Annotated in this window: 11 protein-coding genes; 2 read left to right on the top strand and 9 right to left on the bottom strand. The window is 53.1% G+C overall.

Translation table 11 applies throughout. The features are described from left to right. Positions 1 to 110: 110 nt before the first annotated feature. From SH467x_RS20295 to SH467x_RS20255, 9 genes are all read right to left on the bottom strand, one after another. On the bottom strand, positions 111 to 824 hold the full coding sequence (locus tag SH467x_RS20295; RefSeq protein ID WP_482368911.1) for a PEP-CTERM sorting domain-containing protein: 714 nt from the start codon (positions 822 to 824) through the stop codon (positions 111 to 113). Positions 825 to 1,128: 304 nt separating this feature from the next. Then, entirely contained in the window at positions 1,129 to 1,863 is a 735-nt protein-coding gene (locus SH467x_RS20290) for a PEP-CTERM sorting domain-containing protein (RefSeq protein ID WP_482368910.1), read from the bottom strand. Positions 1,864 to 2,096: 233 nt separating this feature from the next. Beyond that, positions 2,097 to 2,825 (bottom strand): PEP-CTERM sorting domain-containing protein, encoded by a 729-nt coding sequence (locus SH467x_RS20285; protein WP_482368909.1) that lies wholly within the window; start codon positions 2,823 to 2,825, stop codon positions 2,097 to 2,099. A 288-nt stretch (positions 2,826 to 3,113) separates the two neighbouring features. Next, positions 3,114 to 3,728, bottom strand: coding sequence for an exosortase-associated EpsI family protein (locus tag SH467x_RS20280; RefSeq protein WP_482368908.1), 615 nt, complete (start codon positions 3,726 to 3,728; stop codon positions 3,114 to 3,116). Positions 3,729 to 3,923: 195 nt separating this feature from the next. Then, on the bottom strand, positions 3,924 to 6,275 hold the full coding sequence (locus tag SH467x_RS20275) for an exopolysaccharide transport family protein (protein ID WP_482368907.1): 2,352 nt from the start codon (positions 6,273 to 6,275) through the stop codon (positions 3,924 to 3,926). Between the two features lie 117 nt (positions 6,276 to 6,392). Continuing rightward, positions 6,393 to 7,445, bottom strand: coding sequence for an exosortase/archaeosortase family protein (locus tag SH467x_RS20270; RefSeq protein WP_482368906.1), 1,053 nt, complete (start codon positions 7,443 to 7,445; stop codon positions 6,393 to 6,395). A gap of 337 nt (positions 7,446 to 7,782) precedes the next feature. After that, positions 7,783 to 8,436: a PEP-CTERM sorting domain-containing protein gene (locus tag SH467x_RS20265; RefSeq protein WP_482368905.1), complete on the bottom strand. Its 654-nt coding sequence runs from the start codon at positions 8,434 to 8,436 to the stop codon at positions 7,783 to 7,785. Further along, the gene (locus tag SH467x_RS20260) at positions 8,433 to 9,101 is read right to left on the bottom strand and encodes a hypothetical protein (protein ID WP_482368904.1); all 669 of its coding nucleotides are present in this window, start codon (positions 9,099 to 9,101) and stop codon (positions 8,433 to 8,435) included. The genes SH467x_RS20265 and SH467x_RS20260 overlap by 4 nt, the downstream gene beginning before the upstream one ends. A gap of 693 nt (positions 9,102 to 9,794) precedes the next feature. Beyond that, on the bottom strand, positions 9,795 to 10,613 hold the full coding sequence (locus SH467x_RS20255; RefSeq protein WP_482368903.1) for a PEP_CTERM-anchored TLD domain-containing protein: 819 nt from the start codon (positions 10,611 to 10,613) through the stop codon (positions 9,795 to 9,797). A 379-nt stretch (positions 10,614 to 10,992) separates the two neighbouring features. Here SH467x_RS20255 and SH467x_RS20250 point away from each other — a divergent pair, with 379 nt between their 5' ends. Next, positions 10,993 to 12,102 (top strand): transposase, encoded by a 1,110-nt coding sequence (locus SH467x_RS20250; RefSeq protein WP_482368902.1) that lies wholly within the window; start codon positions 10,993 to 10,995, stop codon positions 12,100 to 12,102. A gap of 1,462 nt (positions 12,103 to 13,564) precedes the next feature. Next, the gene (locus tag SH467x_RS20245) at positions 13,565 to 16,726 is read left to right on the top strand and encodes a PSD1 and planctomycete cytochrome C domain-containing protein (protein WP_482368901.1); all 3,162 of its coding nucleotides are present in this window, start codon (positions 13,565 to 13,567) and stop codon (positions 16,724 to 16,726) included. Positions 16,727 to 16,732: the final 6 nt, after the last annotated feature.

The following is a 16,732-nucleotide window of genomic DNA, read 5'->3' as shown; positions in this document are numbered from 1 at the left end:
CTGCTCCACCTTTCCCCTCCCAACACCTCCAATTTACGATCTGCAAACGAAAACAGCCGAGCATCGCTCGGCTGTTTCTTGTTGTATCGATCGCAATCAAATGCGAATGCTTACTTACGACGACGGAATCGGAAAGCAGCAAGACCTACTGCACCCATCCCCCAAAGCGCCATCGTAGCAGGCTCTGGAACTTCGACGAGGACCATAAAAAGCTCGGAAGCGTTCCAGTTGACTGAGACAAAATTCGTCGGGTTTTTCGCAGCCCCAGTGAACGCATTTCCAATTCGCGACAATCTGTCCGGGTTGTCACTCGATGTTTGATTACCCCGATGGATCTCGAATCCACGGTTTGCCTGATCAGAACTGTTACCGTTAAAAAAACTGTTGTTTACACCGACGACATTAATACTTGCGAGCGCACTATCCAAAGCGCCTTGATACGGCGAGAACTGCCCCCAAACATTACCGAGCATCGTTCCACCGCCGCCCGTCCATCTGTTTGATGCGACCACCCCTACGACATTTCCAGCTACGGAGAAAGAAAACTCCGAAATGTTCGTCGGTGCGAACACGATTGCCTTGAACGTTTTGGTACCAGCGATCGTCGTCGTGTAACCCGAGGCCTGAGAGCCAGCAAGGTTACTTGTGGAAGTGAAAAGAGCCCCACCGTCGAACTTGTTCACAAAAAAGTTCGACATCGTAATTTCCGGCGAAAGAACAGCAAACTTGAGATTGCTACTCGCTGAAGTAACGAAAGCGGCACGTGAAGTTTCACATGTGAGTAGGACGAAAATCACAGAAACTAAAACCAACAAAAACTTCATGATGTGTAACTCGATTCAATCGAACGCAACGGAAAAATCGCAAAAATGAGGTTAACCGACGTTCCACTAACCGTCAACGGTCGTAACGAATAATCCACGATTGCGGGCAAAAATACTTTCGGCATTGTTCAGGATTAGAAATGTCTATGTCAGACAGCGAGTCATTTCCGATTTGAATAGCCGGCGTATGTCCGTTTCCTATTGATTCAAATCAGCTTCTAGTCAATCAGTTGCTCGCCTATAAACGAAGATAGCCGAGCAAAGCTCGGCCATCATAAAATCCTTGAACAGTTGTCAAACAGCACTATTTGCGGCGGCGGAATCGGAACGCAGCCAATCCTACTGCACCCATTCCCCAAAGCGCCATGGTAGCTGGCTCGGGTACTTCAAAAAGGACAGCGAACAACTCGCCTCGGCCAGAACCAGACCCTGGAGAGTTAACACTTCCGCTGAAGCTATTACCAATACGCGTCATAGAGTCCGGATTTCCACCACCAGCCAACCCGGCATGAATTTCAAACCCACGACCAGCGTCGCCAGGAGCACCAAAGTTCGCGGTAAAGAAGGCATTGTTAAGAGGCGAAATGGTAGGCGCGACACCAAGAACAGTGTTGATCTGCGGCATCAGGTTGCTGTAGTTTGCCCAAACATTGAAAATCGGATCGGCTGGATTGACATAAGCAGATGAAGCGCTCCCCATCCAGCCTGTAGAGGCAACAACACCCAGGACAGAGCCGGTGGTGCTGAAGCTGAAGGTACTAGCTGTGGGTGCAATCAACACCATCTTGAAGGTTTTGGTGCCCAACGAATCGGTATAACTTGCAGCCGAGGTACCTGAAAGGACGCCTGACACTACGCCGAGCGTAGTCGAGGTTGCCAATCTCCCATCACCTAAAAACTCATTCACAACCACTTGTTGGGTGAAAGTCCCAATTTCTTTTGCAATGTAATTGCTACCGCCACTAACAAATGCACCGTGGGAGGTTCCACCAACGACTACGGCGATAGCAGCAACTAAAAACCCGGTCAACAACTTCATGATCTAACTCTCGGGGACAATGGACGCAACGGATTGGAAAACTTTCAACCAACCGATAGTTGCTGATGGTAAAGAAGGGGCGGTCCGATGTCAACGACTTTGCGGAATAAATCTTAAAAAACGGCTTTGATTCGACGTGGAGTTGCAACAACGATTCGATGACCATTAAAACGAAAAGAACCGAGCTAAAACCCGGCTCTTTTTGTAGTGAATTGAAAAACCTAGCGAAGGTTTCAGTTACTTTTACGACGGAATCGGAACGCAGCAAGTCCGACTGCGCCAATTCCCCAGAGAGACATGGTCGCTGGTTCTGGAACCTGAACCAAAACCATGAACAGCTCATTTGCCCCTGTCTGAATGGCGTTCACCTCACCGGTAACCGATGATCCAATCGCGTTTAACCCATCTGGGTTGGCAGAGCCCAACGAACCGCTGCCCTGACCGCCTTGATGGATCTCAACACCGTTGCTCCCCGATCCAAGCAAGCTTGCAACGCGTGTCGCTGGGCTTGAGAAACCCATCGATCCCAGCGCTGCCTGCAAATCAGCACTCATGTAAGAGTGTGTACCCCAAACGTTGACGGCCATCGTGCCACCGTCTGCTGTCCAACCATTCGAGGCGACCAAACCGAGCACCGAAACACCGCTAAATGTAATCGAGAAGGGTGCGTTGTTGACGGTAGGTGCTACTAAGAACGCTCGATAAGTGCCCGACAATGTTGTCGCGTAGACCGACCCAGAAGTTGGACTAGCTCCAGCGTAGGAGGTCACCCCCAAGCTGTCTGTCCGAGTTGTCACCATGTCTCCATTCGCATTGCGGAGATTCACGGCAACATTCGATTGGGTAAAAACCCCAACTTCTTGCCAAAGAACATTGCTCGAAGAGGAAACAAACGAACCAAACGAATTGGCTTGAATTGCGACCGCAAATACCAAGCTCGCTATCAACTTGAAGCACTTCATGAATTGACCTTAAAAGGACGTGGAAATGGGGACTCTTGTCACGGTACTTGGTGCACTTCTAAAGTCAACTACCAAGATATCAAAAGCGGAAAAAATCTGCCGTAGGAAATTTATCTCGCGATCGGAGGGCGCAAAAGCCACGATGCCCCGTATGCACGGTATGCACGGTATCCTGCAGTATACGTCCTTCCGATATTGAACCTGCATTCCGACACGCCGACTATAACCTTACGGTGCTTTACCAATTCTTATAATCTGCGATGGCTTAATTTGAGTGAGACCGATCGCTTACGACAAAACGAGCGCAACGAGCTTGTCAAAAGCACGCTCTGCCTCCGAAATATCCCCGCCGTTTACTTGGAACAAATACTTCACCGACTGGGGCCAGCCTTGACGACCCCAGAATCGCTTCGACTGCGATGAAAAATCCTTCGAATTGGTGTAAAACAAATCGCCCGCCCGAAATACGTGAGCAGTCACGACGCGCTGCGGACCACGCTCGAACACGATGTACTCCAGTGGGATCTCTCTACCATCAGCCAACTGAATCCCCCGCGTACTCCGCTCCACCGGCTTCCAACCCGCCGCCTGATAACAAACCTCAGGATGATGCGGGGCCACAAAAAAGTGAACGGGACTGTCCCAAACCGCCGCATGAAACAAAACGGTCTTGCCCTCGGGACTGTTGTAAATTCTGTTGAAGTGCTCCTTTGCATCCAACACTTTCACGGTCTCGTCCGCAATCGGTACCTCTTCCCCTGACCACACCCCAAGCTGATAACGGATCTTGGACAACTCAATCGACTGAGCTTCAAAACGTGGCGAAAACCAAGATTGAATCTGCCGCACACTGACGCCAGCCAATGCGACCACCACAAAAAGGACAAGCAGGGTTGGTTTCATCGAGGTTGTTCGTAGTTCTTGGTTCGTAGTTCTTGGTTCGGGAGTGAAAACGATGAATACAAAGCGGAGCACTTCGTATTTGACGCTGTTTAATCGCGACCTTAACACCAAACACTCGGCTCTTGCCAAATCGCTCTCCGCTCCAAGTTCATTGCTCAGAGAATCAGCGATTGACGTGAATATCGGCGGCTGGGATTACTTGGACGTCAGGAGCTGGGCGCTCGTGCTGCGGGGGCGCGAGTAGCCACGATAGTAGCCGTAATAGCCCGGTCGCTTCTCGCCGATAATCACGGTCCCCACAATCGTGGCGCCGTAGTTTTTCAGTCGCTCGCAAGCTTTCTTGAGTTCGTTCAACCGGGACCTGTCCCGGATGACGGTCATGACGACGCCATCCACATACACGCTCATCAATAGCGAATCGTGAATCGGTAACACCGGTCCGGAATCGACGATGACCAAATCGTAGTCGCTGCGCAGCTTTTGGAAAAACTCGGCGACAGCTCCGGCGTTGCATCTCTCCTGCAAATTCCCAAACCAATGCCCCGCCGTGATCACATCCAATCCAGTGACTTCAGTCTTTTGCACAACCTCTTTCGGTGTCTTCACTCCCAACAACACCTCGGTCACACCGGGTTCCGCTTGCAAATTCATATACTCGTGCACGCTGGGACGTCGCAAATCGAAATCGACCAATGCCACACGCTTCCCTGCCCTCGCTAAACTCTTTGCGAGCAAACAAGAAACGGTCGACTTTCCTTCCCCTGGCTTGGCACTGCTGACCATGTAAGCCTTTTTGCCTTGAATCGATGCTCCTCGCATCAACATCGACGATAACGAATCGACGGATTCGGCTAACTCGACTTCGGATCGATGCCGCTCTCGTTCCATCGATTCTTCGGTGAAGTCGACTTCTACTTGATCCCGGAGCGTCTTCGAGGATACGCGCGGCAATGATCCGATGATGGGCATTGACAACTCTTGCGATACGCTGTCAGCATTATTGACGTGCCGTTTGCTCAAGTCCCAAATAGCGAGCAAAAAGAAAGGTGCAAAGAACCCCGCCCCACTTACGGCCACAATCCGTATATATCGTTTGAGTTGGTCCGGAGGCGTTGCCGTGACCGCCGAACTCAATAACTTGATTCGCGAAGAAGTCTTTAACTCAATGGACGTCCGCTCGATCTCCTCGCCAACCCGACGAAGAACCTCTTCCAATCCCTCGATTTCCGATCGCATCAACTCGACGTCGATGGACGATTTGCCCAGCTGACGGGTCTCGACCGCCATCTGATCAACCTTCTCCTGCATGATCTTTTCTTGATTCTTCAGCGTTTCGACCCGTGCGGTCATCCCAGCAAGATCGTACTTGCTCTGGAATGACTTATTCGCAGCCAACTCCGCTTTGTTCTCGTAATCGATCTCGGTCCGGGTCTTTGCCTCCCGTCGACGCTGCTGCAACATGGCCTCTTTGGTCTTGATCTCTCCCAACAATCCCTTCATCGCGGGGTGGGATGGTCCAAAATTCGAATTGAACGAGGCTAACTTCGCTTTCGAAAGGGCAATGTCTTCTTCCAGTTGCCGAATCTCGGGTCCTCGCTCTGCCAAAGCGATCAATCGATCCAACTCCGCTTGGTTCAAGTCCACCGGTGCCTTCTCTTCACTGGCAACCGCTCCGGCGACTTCATGCTCTTTGGCAACTTTCAACTCTCCCTCGGCTTGCATGAGCTGAAACTGGACTTCTCCAAGCTTCTCCTGCATGCTGCCAAATTGCTGCAAGGCCGCTTGCTGGGCGACGGTCAACGATTCGGTATCGCTGGTCCCCAACGAACTTGCCAAGGATTTGAGCTCGCTCCGCTTGTTCCGAACCTTCACTTCGGCCTCGGCGTACACACGCTCCAAATTATTCAATCGGGTAAGCCGGTCGTTCCGCTCGTTCATGACCACCTCCTGCATGAACGCATCAACAACCCCATTGATGATCTTCACACAAGCGGTTGGTGACTCGGTCTCCAAGGTGATCTGCATGATCTCCCCATCGCCGGGATACTTGACGAGCAAATTCTTCTGCAGCCAGAATATCGGGTCGGGTTGAGTTGTGATCTCTGGCAACGCTTTGAGTTCGTCGTTTCGCAAGGCCGCATTCAATACGAACGGCGTAATGAGCAGCTGCTGGTGTGTGTTCTTATACAACTTGAAGTCGCTCGCCCTCGAAGCCGCTTCGTCCGCCGTCTTAAAGATCAATGGGCGATTGTCGGCATCGATTCGCAAATAGGCCGATGCCGCGAATTTTGGAGTGAAGACAAACCAAGCCGCAGCGGCACCCGCGACACAAAAGAGCACTGCAAGGGGTAATGCGACTCGCCAAGCCCTGCGAATAGCAGATAGAAGAGAAGCCAGATTTTGTATCCCGGAACTCTCCTCCTCGTCGTCCCGATTCTCCAACGCTCTCTGACCGTAACCAGCAGGTGGCCCGTACCCGTTGGAAGTGGTTCCGTGAGAGGGAGGGTACGGGATACGGTCCATATCGTCGGCGTTCGAAGAAATCATAAAAACCTGGTCGCGAAAAAGGGGCGTCGAGTGCAGCGGGGCTAGAGCCGTCCCTGCCCCAGCAAGGATCGAAAGCAAGTATACTTGACGAGCCGGGAATCTCCCAGCAACAAAAGCCTAGCTGCGGGACGTTTCGACCATCGGTGGGTCCACTTCTAACACCCGATCCAATATCGCAAGCACCCCAAGCAGCAACGCAAACCCCACCGGCATCATGAACCAGCCGGCGATGTCGTGAAAAAAGTGCTCAGCCGATTTGGGGTCCCCGTACTCAAAGGCGACCCCCGTCGCAATAATGCGTAAGCAGTTTGCTGCCACCGCTAGAATCGGCGCAAGGGCGCTTATTACGACCTTCTCCAGAAGCGTCCGCTCCATAATCAAACAGGCGCCAAACGTCAGTGCAAAAAAGGAGTACAGCATCCGGATGCCGCTACACGCTTCTGCCACTCCGATTTGCCCTGTCGTCAACGAAATAACGTTCCCTTGCGCGAAGGCCGGGATCCCAATCGTTTGAAATGCAAAAGTACTTACTTGTGTCGCGACATTTTGGAGAACGCCACTCAACTGTGAAGCCAAACTGCCGGGCAATGGCACCATGAATACAAGGAAAAGGACCCCAGAGAAGACGATAGGAATGGATCGGGTGCCGAAATAAAGGACGAGTCCTCCCAGAACAAACATCAGAAAGGTGAGTGCCTCCGGTGTTTCCATTCGCACGTAGCGAAACAAAGCTCGCAATGCGAGCGCCGCTGCCATCAACCCAATGCCTACGGCTATCGACCGAGTCGAATTCTCCTTCACCTCACGCACCGCAGCCAACGACTGCTTCCGCATCGACCAAACATAAACGGCAAATGGAGCAACAAAAAAGCCGTGCGAATAATCCGAATCGGTAAGCCAGGTCTGGGCCATCCAAGAGAAACTGTCCCAGTAGACAATGACGCACGCTCCCAGCGCCAGAAAAATGCCTTTCCAAAACCAACTGCTCACCGAACCGATCTCAGATCCTGAGGATGGTATTGCGGCGGACAATCCAATAGTCCGTCCATTCCCTATCCCGGACATCGAATCGGCTGTGTCCTTAGCGGGAGCTACAAAAGTGGAACTCGCGATAGGTTGGGTGGACGCCGAGGCGGGCTCGACGGCGTCTTCAGCGGGCAAAATGGACATGAAGGGCTTGGGCTCAATAAAAACAGGGTTGGGGCGAATGCAAAACCGGCGGGGGAAGAATAAGTACAACCCAAAAGCTCGCCAAGTAAAGATTTGGCGCCAAAAACCTCCCAATTTTCCTAAGAATCAGCGTCGGGAGATGGGGGCGTGGCTAGTTCGGGCTCCTCTGCGACTGCAATAAGTTGCTCTTATCGTCCGCGCGGAGCTAGCTCGCCGAGAAGGAATCGTACTAGCCCCAACTTTCGCGGGGCCTCCACGACTTCAGCAAGCTCTTCTTCTAATCACTTTCTCTCGACAACTTGCGACGGGATCGAACCATCGCTTCGGGGAAAATGTGCTACTTTCTGCGGCGACGCCAGGCTGCTGCGAGTCCGCCAGCGGCAGCAACGCCCAGCAGTGCAAGCGATCCTGGCTCAGGGACAGCTGAGAATCCAACGAAAGCGTTCAACGGGGTCGGGTTGGGAGAAAGAGGATTGCTAACGGAAGGCGCGGTGAAAGTTGAACCTGCCTCGGTGCTGACCAACCAACCGTCCAAATACCCGTTGGGCGTACTCAAACTCGCAGAATTGATGAGATGCTGCTGCAAAGCGACGCCTGCCGAATTCGACAATGCCAATGGATCTGTTCCAGGACCACCAAATATGGATGGCAGACCAGGGGCACTGACAAAAGTCGGATTGATCGACGCTTGATTGAACACAATCCCCGTGTCAATCATGGTCGAGTTGCCAGCAAAGGACGAATTTCCCAACCCGAAATAAAGGCGAACATTGTTGGCAGATGCTAGGGTCGCACCCGCCCAGATTCCTGCCAGGGGAGCTGTCGCCGGTGCACCAAACTCGAAACGACCAAGATAAACGGCTCGTTGATTCCCAGTCGTTTCCGTGATCGAACCATCTTGCTGGCGGAAACTCAACAAAATATCAGCTTGAACTGGACGTCCCACAAAAAGGAGCCCGACTAGTGCAACCAAAACCAAAAGACTTCTCATGACGTGACTCGACGGCGAAAGCGACTGCGGAAGACCCCGAACGAAAGAGCACCCAATCCCAACGACAACGCTGTAAAGGGCTCAGGAACAGCGACGAGCCTCATCGTGGAGGTGTAATGGGTGGTGACCACTGCAAACGGGAAAAGCTGCAGCGTTTGAGTGAACGAGGGAGCGAAAAGCGAATTGCTCGAACCACTGTACATAAAAACGCTGATCTCCCGGGTCGGCGAAGCCGCCAAGAGACCGGAGAGAGCGGTGCTCTGGTTTGCAGAAAGGCTGACAAAACCGGTTTCAAACTCGTTTATCGAGCTTTGATTGGCAGCGTACGAAGGCATGTTCATGTCGATCAAGAGGGGCGTGGCGGCAATCAGATCGGAGAGCGGGTTCGCACCCTTTGCAGTGATCAACAGCTTCGGAAACGCAAGGGCAGTGTTTTGACTGCCAAACCCAATCCAACCGCGGAGCGACAAAGATGTGATTTGGCTCTGCGAAGGACCGTACGAGCTCGAGAAATCGAACGTGTTTACGAAGGCAAGCGACTGGGAACCTCCCAGGGGAACACTCACCCCAACCTGCGATTTCGTGTCCGATAACATTCCAGCCTGAACCTCAGCCGCCTGAACAGCGACGAAGCCCAACAAAAACACACTAATCCACCGTACCATCTGGACGCCTCTATCGTTTCGAACGCTCGGTACTCACCAGAGATCAACGCTCCCATACTAATTGGCAGCGGGGAGCTCTCAAGCAAAAAGCGTTAGAAAGGGTGTAGCCAACACAATGAACTTCCGGGCCCCCAACCTGCCGACGACCGCCAAGAAGGAGCAATCCTGCCGATCCTCATTCCTTAGCCGTCGCTGGGAGTCATCGATCCGATCGATGTCTCAAAAGGCCCCGCAATCCAATCCCTGCGTTCCGGGAGCGTACCGGATTGTAGGGATAGTCATGGTAATGCCTTTAGCAGCAATCGTGCCGGTAACGTGCCCAAAATTCTACGAAATTTTCCCGGAAAGAGCTAAAGTCAAGAGGGTGGCCTGAAAAGGCTGCGACGGAACGATCGTTGGAGAACCAAAGATCATTGCCTTCGGGGAGGAGCTTGAGGTATACCGATGCATTGCACGCCAAGGCGGCATCGGTGGCTTTCCCCCCCATCCCGCGATCGCACCTCTTTCGCGGAAGTCGGGAGTGAATTGGAGCTTCCGGAGGGAGTGGAATGGGAGAGGAGCGAACGCAACACTTCCCTTACCCGACGTACCTTCGGCTTGAGGGCGAAAGGCACAACAACAGGTTGAGACCGCTCTGCGAGTCAAACCGCAGAACCTCGATTGGACTTGGCTTCAGTCTTAGTATTACCCATCCTAATGAGATGGCTCGCGTCGGCTCTGGTCCCTAGAAACGCGGCGTCTCATTTTCTTTTGAACCGCTCCCAATCCGATCGCCCCCAGTCCCCACAAGACCATCGTCGCTGGCTCGGGCACCGCCGCGATGCTCGAAATCGAATAAACTTCGATCGCACCGATGGCAAAGCCCGTGACTCCGGTGACCAAGTTCTCATCGCTCTCATTCGTCATGACAATCGATCGACGGTCGTCGACCGATGGGACTAATCCGTAAGCGTATCCCTTCGCATTTCCACCTGTGAGGGAGATGTCAATCACTAAGTCTTCAAATCCGAACGCCGGTCCGTAATCAATGCGATTCGGAGTCTGCAGGTCTCCAAAATAACTGGACAATTGAGAAAACTTCTCACCGGAGTTCAAGTTGAATAGGAACGCGGTCTTATCTGAGGCCCCTGATGAGTAAGTTGGGATATTATCAAATTTCCAGACATTCGGATTGTAGCCACCAACCACTTGGTGACTCAGCGAAATGGTTTTTCCGCTGGGTGAATTGGGAGAGAAGGCCGTTGCAGATTGAGTGTCCAATATCTCTACTAAGGTAATGGTCCGGCTTTTTCCAACCACTGCAGCCTGAAAATGCGAAGCAGATTCCCGACCCTGTTTAGCATAGATTTTTGTAAGTTGAATCTCACCATTCCCCAACCAGTTTTGGATTGTATCGGCGTAGTCTTGGGTCATAAGTCCTCCACCGCCAACCACAAAAGCAGCCTGAGCTTGTGGGCGATCGAAGGAAATACCAAGAACCAAAAACGTAAACAGCAAGAACAAACGAGGCATGTTGAACTCCGGCGTTGGAGAGAGAGTAAGAAACGGGCATACGCTCGAAACGAAGAAGGGGCGTTCGAGCCAGTTGCAGCATTAAAGTTAGATAGCGTTATTAATGTCAACGAAAATGTTTTATCTTTATATCACCGTTCCGCTCCGGCACGCCCCCCGTCCTGGTGAGTGTCCCCCGTCCTGGTGAGTGTCCCCAGTCCTGGTGAGTGTCCCCAGTTTTTGGTTCCGAAAAATTTCCTGCTGGCACCTCTTCCCCACTCTTGTAGGTGGGATCTCAAGACGCTCCAATAGATCGCTCGCACAGGATCGTGCACGGCAATCCGAATGAATCGCCCCTTGTTTTGCCGATGTTTTCCCTTTCGCCCAAGGAATTCAGATCATGCGCACCGCCCGCGCCGATATCTACCGTCCCGATGAAGTCGCGACCGTCCACACCATCGCCACCATTGTTCGCAAGTACTACTTGCTCGGCGATGATGCTCTGACCCGCAAAGATTACAGCCATCGCTGTCTCTGGATTACCAAGCAAATCGAGGAACAGGCCCAGTACTTTGGCATCGACGTCTTAGGTCATGCCATCATGAGCAATCACTTCCACTCGGTCTTGCGATCCCGCCCCGACATCGTCCAAGAGTGGGACGACACCGAAGTCGCCAGGCGCTGGATGTTGATGTGTCCCAAGAGAAAGAACAAAGACAAGAGTCCGGCGGAGCCGAACCAGAAGGAGCTTGACGCCATCCGCACCAAGCCAGAGAAGGTCAAAGAGATCCGGCTTCGGCTCAGCGATATCTCGTGGTGGATGCGCATCCTTTGCCAGCGGGTGGCCAAGCGAGCCAATATGGAGCTCCAAGAGACCGGCCGGTTCTTCAATGGCCGGTTCAAGTCGATGAGGTTGCTCGATGACGAGGCCATCTTGGGCTGCATGAGCTATGTCGATTTGAATCCCATCCGAGCCCAGGTTACCAAGACGCTGGAGGGCTCCCAGCACACGTCGGTAGCCAAGCGGATCGCCGCGCTCACGCAAGTGCTAGGAACGGAGGTTCCGCCACCGGAGGCTTTGCAGGAGGGAGGGTCCCAGCAATCCAGCTCGTCAGGCGAAGATCCAGTCTTGTGGCAGCGTCGGTTGCCCGACGCGTACTTAGCGCCGATCGAGCTAGTGGATGAGAAAGGGAGTGCGGGGAGCAAGCCGAGCAAGACGCAGAAGCGGTGCAGTGACAAGGGAGTGGTTCCCCTATCTTCGATGAGCTACATCCAGCTGTTGGATGCAACCGCCCGGATCATCAAGGAAGGGAAGAAAGGCTTCACACCGGAGGAGGTACCCCCGGTGTTAGAGAGGTTGAATATGGATCCAGCGCGCTGGATCGATTACACGACCCAGTTCAGCCGGATGTTCTCTTTAGCGGCCGGCGGAGTGCGTAGCATGAAGGAAGCCAGGACGCTCGTTACGAAGCGGCAGTATTACTGTCCGCAATACCAAGGTCGTACCTAGCGGCAGGTCATTCAGTCCGCAGGCGGGTTGTCGACGCTTCCAGCGACGCAATTTGCCGCTTGCCGTCGACGTTGACCGGAATCAGCATCCCCCAATCCCCCTTCTTCTTGGCATTCCGTGCGGACCTCCCCCCGCACGAGGGTTCTCGCTGCGCGCCGCCTGACCAAAAACGGCCCCAAAACCCGTTTTTCGCCCCTCTTCGGCCTCCAATCCCCCACGCGCCCCTCAAAACCCGCCCCCACCCCCCTCCTCCGGGGGGCCACCCCCACCCCTGGTGAGTGTCCCCAGATTCTGATGAGTGTCCCCAGTGCTGGGGACACTCACTAGTGTTTGATCGCTGGGGACACACACTAGTGTTTGATCGACGAGGGGCTATCGACAGTCAGTGTAGGCACCGCCTTAGGGGCAGCAACGGGGCGAGATTATCCGATCTCGTCGGGTCAAATGTTCGATATCATTTGGTCGACTCGTCCGTCAGTCCATTTGGTGAGCTCGGAACAGGAATTGAGGCATTTGCTTTGACGATTCCAATAGAGAACAGAGGGTTCAGCATCCAGGAAAACGACAGCAGCAGCATCACTGCTATGCAAGAATGAACCACATGTGAATACATTGATAGCCAGCATGGCAGATACTTGGACAGCAAGACAATGATTATCGCGTTAGCAAAGATCAATCCCAGCGTGATGAGAGAGTATTGAACAAAGATGTCAGAGTAGACTTCGAGCCGGCTAAAGATTGGAGTAGGCGTTATCCCGCCTGTTGCGTAATGCAACTTAAGGCTTGGTACAAATCGCGTTAGAGCAAGGTAGAGCACGCAAAAGGCAATCAGGTGACTTGTGAATATGCCGAATAGCCCAAGCCACTCTTTCCAATTGTGTTGTTTGGAGACTGCTGTCGGAGTCATTTTCGCGATCCTCAGATTGATAGTTTCCGCAAGGGACTGGAATTTTCCTTCTACACGACCGTCCACATTCAAGTACAACCGACTAAGGGATTGCTGACGAGGCGCGAGTCCTCATAGCGAAGAAGCGGACTATGGCAACTGTATTGTCTCACCGTCGTTATCCCTTTCTAAGAGATCCTATTGCAGCCAAAGCGGTGAAATCTCTGGGAAGGCAAGTGCAAGCGCTTCTTTTTGGATTTCGACTCGCGCATGCAATGGAAGACACCTCCGATGACCAATACACCAGCTCGATTGACCTAGCGCAGACGTGTACGTATTGCCCTCGAATGGCCTTGCTTATCTTCCATGTTGTTAGGTCGTTTAATACCAAGACAGCGCGACTGGGTACGCCGCGTTTTTGGGTCGCGCGTTGAGTGTTCGAACTGAAGTAACGTGCAAATCACCTCGCTTCGCCAATTCGATCTTGTTAGAATAGGGACGGCCGAGTTTGCGGCCCCCCCACCCTTTCCCGCCGTCGATTTCGCGACCCCCACCGGTATTTCTATGATTACGTGGATGGTTTCTCCATCAAACCTTGCGACTTTCCGCCATGGTGTTTATTTCGCAGGACTAGCGATTGCCTTGGTTTTCCCTCCACCTCGAGGAGCCTTTGGCGAGGATGCAACGTCGAAACCGTTCTTCGAATCAGATATTCGCCCGATCTTGCGCGAGTACTGCTTGGACTGTCACGGAGCGGAGGAAAACCCAGACGGCTCCCTGGATCTACGTTTGGTTCGATTCATGACCCAGGGGGGAGATTCGGGACCTGCGTTGAATTTGCAGTCGCCCGAATCGAGCCTCCTTTGGAATCGAATCGCAAACGACGAAATGCCTCCTGGAGAAGGAAAAGTCAGTGCCGACAAAAAGGATCGCATTCGTAGATGGCTCCATGCGGGCGCCCCGACGCGCAGACCGGAACCAGAGGAAATCGGCTTCGGGATTCCCTTGACGGATGAGGAGAGATCCCACTGGGCTTACATTCCCATTTCTACAACACAGATACCTGCGTCACTGGAATTGGATCGCGCTCGAAATGCCATCGACGCTCTCCTCTTGCAGAGCATGCCTAGCGGATTGACTTTACAAGCAGATGCGCCGAAGCGGGTGCAGGTTCGACGCGTTTATATGGATTTGCTCGGCATGCCCCCGTCGGCAGAAGATTGGGAGCGTTGGGACCATTGCAACGATGTGGATTGGTACGAACAACTGGTCGATTCACTCCTTGCAGACCCTCGCTATGGCGAGCGATGGGGGAGGCATTGGCTGGATGCAGTCGGGTATGCGGACAGCGATGGCGCGACGATCGCTGATTCCGAACGGGCTTGGGCTTGGCGATATCGCGACTACGTCATCCAATCTTTGAATGAAGACAAACCCTTCGATCGTTTTATGCACGAGCAATTGGCAGGGGACGAACTGGCCGGACCACGCGTTGGCGACTGGACCGACGAACAAAAGGAGTGCCTTGTTGCGACTGGGTTGCTGCGAATGGCAGCCGATGGAACAGGGAGTGGTGATAACACGACGGAAGGTCGAAACAAAACCATTTCCGATACGATTCAAATCCTTGGCAGTACTCTTCTCAGTTCCAGTCTTCATTGTGCTCAGTGCCACGACCATCGGTACGATCCTATCTCGCAGCACGACTACTTTGCCTTGCGTGCCGTGCTGGAACCCTCGCTGGATTGGAAGAATTGGAAGACGCCTTCCGAACGATTGATTTCATTGCAGTCCGAAGCCGACAAGGCTCGGTCGTTGGCGATCGAAAATGATGCAGCAAAGGTTCTTGACGAGAAAAAACAAAAGCAGGCGGAGTTTATTCAAGAAGCGTTTGAAAAAGAGTTACTGAAGTTTCCCGAGGGAGAACGCGACGCCCTGCGAGCAGCCTACGAGACGCCTGCCGAGAAACGATCGGAAGAGCAGAAGGGGCTCCTTCTGAAGAATCCGAGCGTCAATGTCACACCTGGGGTTCTATATCAGTACTCCCCGATGGCGGCGGAGGAACTCAAGAAACTGGATGCAAAAATCGCTGAGATTCGGGCGACCAAACCAACCGAAGAATTTGTTCACGCACTGGTCGAGCCGCCAAATCATTTGCCCAAAACGCAATTGTTTCATCGAGGGGATCCCAATCAACCAACACGCGAGGTGAAGCCTGGGAAACTCTCGGTGCTTGTCGCAGAAGATCGATCTTCTTCCTTGCCAGATGACGATGCTGCGATCCCCACGTCGGGGCGTCGATTGGCTTTTGCTCGCTGGTTAACCGACCGAGATAGTCCCAACCCTCTTTTCCTACGATCGATGGTGAACCGAGTTTGGTTGCATCACTTCGGGCGCGGGATCGTCGAAACTCCTGGAGATTTTGGACAACTCGGTTCGGCGCCGACACATCCCCAACTCTTGGATGCGATGGCCCGGGTTTGGTTAGACCGAGATTGGAGCTTAAAGGGACTTCATCGGGAGATCCTTACATCGAGTGCCTATCGGCAAAGCTCGGCGCGGCATGAAACGGGAGATAGGCTCGATCCTGACAATCGCACGTACTGGCGAAAGCCGACCATACGTCTAGAGGCTGAAGCGATTCGCGATACCATGTTGAGTATGTCGGGCACTCTCCAAGGGGCTTTTTTTGGTCGTCCTATCGCATTGCAGGAAGACGAAACGGGACAAGTTCGCATCGATCCGAGTCAAACTCGCCGAAGCATCTATGCAAAATGGAGACGAACTCAGCCGGTCGCCATGCTCCAGAGCTTTGATGCACCGGTGATGGGCATCAATTGCGACGTGCGAACCCCCTCTACCGTCCCGACGCAATCCCTTATGCTCGTCAACGGAGACTTTGCCATCGATCAAGCGAGCAAGATTGCTTCACGGGCAATCGAACTCGCCAAAAATGCGACATCCAAGCACGTTGACGTTTGGGATCTCCCGGAACCTCCCAAGCCTGTTTGGGCCTACGGCACGGGAAGTTGGGATGAGGAAGCGAAAAGGTTCGATCGATTCGAAGCCTATGCGCATTTCAATGGGTCGCAGTGGCAAGGCTCGGGGAAGGTGCCCGACGGACGGATCGGTTGGTCCCTCTTGCATGCTTCAGGTGGCCATCCTGGAAACAAACAATTCCCGGCGATTCGACGTTTCATCGTTCCTGCCGACGGATCCCTACAGGTTGCTGGCAAACTTGAGCACGCCAGCGAAAATGGCGATGGCGTCGCGGCAACAGTCCTTTGGAATGGAAGCTCCATAGGAAGCTGGAGTGTCAAAAAAGGATCTGCTTCCACCACCCTATCGGATGTTGCCGTTCGCGCGGGAGAGACCGTCGACTTTCTCGTGCAATGCGGAGACAACGAGAACTCGGACTCCTTCCAATGGCCCGTCGTACTCGAATTGAAGTCGGACTCCGGCCAGACGCTCGTTTTCGATTCGGTTAAGCAGTTTTCTGGCCCAATGGAATCACACGCCAATCTTCCAGTCCAAATTCAAACCGCTTGGAAGATCGTTCTTCACCGCGATCTGACTGCACCGGAGATTGCTTTGGTGCAGCGGTTTGCTAAAGAACAAATCGCCCTGCTTCACACAGAACCTGAACGAGTGCCTCAAGGGAGCAGTGTGCCCAAGCAGTTATTGACGAATATCTGCCAGATGTTGATTTGTTCGAACGAGTTCCTTTACATCGATTGAGATTAT

This window comes from Brakhagea slesvicensis (genome assembly GCF_052161625.1).
In the GTDB taxonomy this organism is placed as follows: Bacteria; Planctomycetota; Planctomycetia; order Pirellulales; family Pirellulaceae; genus JBKCUI01.
This window is presented reverse-complemented; position numbering and strand designations above follow the sequence as displayed.

Excerpts from the sequence above, each read along its gene's own strand:
- SH467x_RS20295 (WP_482368911.1), bottom strand. The coding sequence starts at position 824 with ATGAAGTTTTTGTTGGTTTTAGTTTCTGTGATTTTCGTCCTACTCACA.
- SH467x_RS20290 (WP_482368910.1), bottom strand. The coding sequence starts at position 1,863 with ATGAAGTTGTTGACCGGGTTTTTAGTTGCTGCTATCGCCGTAGTCGTT.
- SH467x_RS20285 (WP_482368909.1), bottom strand. The coding sequence starts at position 2,825 with ATGAAGTGCTTCAAGTTGATAGCGAGCTTGGTATTTGCGGTCGCAATT.
- SH467x_RS20280 (WP_482368908.1), bottom strand. The coding sequence starts at position 3,728 with ATGAAACCAACCCTGCTTGTCCTTTTTGTGGTGGTCGCATTGGCTGGC.
- SH467x_RS20275 (WP_482368907.1), bottom strand. The coding sequence starts at position 6,275 with ATGATTTCTTCGAACGCCGACGATATGGACCGTATCCCGTACCCTCCC.
- SH467x_RS20270 (WP_482368906.1), bottom strand. The coding sequence starts at position 7,445 with ATGTCCATTTTGCCCGCTGAAGACGCCGTCGAGCCCGCCTCGGCGTCC.
- SH467x_RS20265 (WP_482368905.1), bottom strand. The coding sequence starts at position 8,436 with ATGAGAAGTCTTTTGGTTTTGGTTGCACTAGTCGGGCTCCTTTTTGTG.
- SH467x_RS20260 (WP_482368904.1), bottom strand. The coding sequence starts at position 9,101 with ATGGTACGGTGGATTAGTGTGTTTTTGTTGGGCTTCGTCGCTGTTCAG.
- SH467x_RS20255 (WP_482368903.1), bottom strand. The coding sequence starts at position 10,613 with ATGCCTCGTTTGTTCTTGCTGTTTACGTTTTTGGTTCTTGGTATTTCC.
- SH467x_RS20250 (WP_482368902.1), top strand. The coding sequence starts at position 10,993 with ATGCGCACCGCCCGCGCCGATATCTACCGTCCCGATGAAGTCGCGACC.
- SH467x_RS20245 (WP_482368901.1), top strand. The coding sequence starts at position 13,565 with ATGGTTTCTCCATCAAACCTTGCGACTTTCCGCCATGGTGTTTATTTC.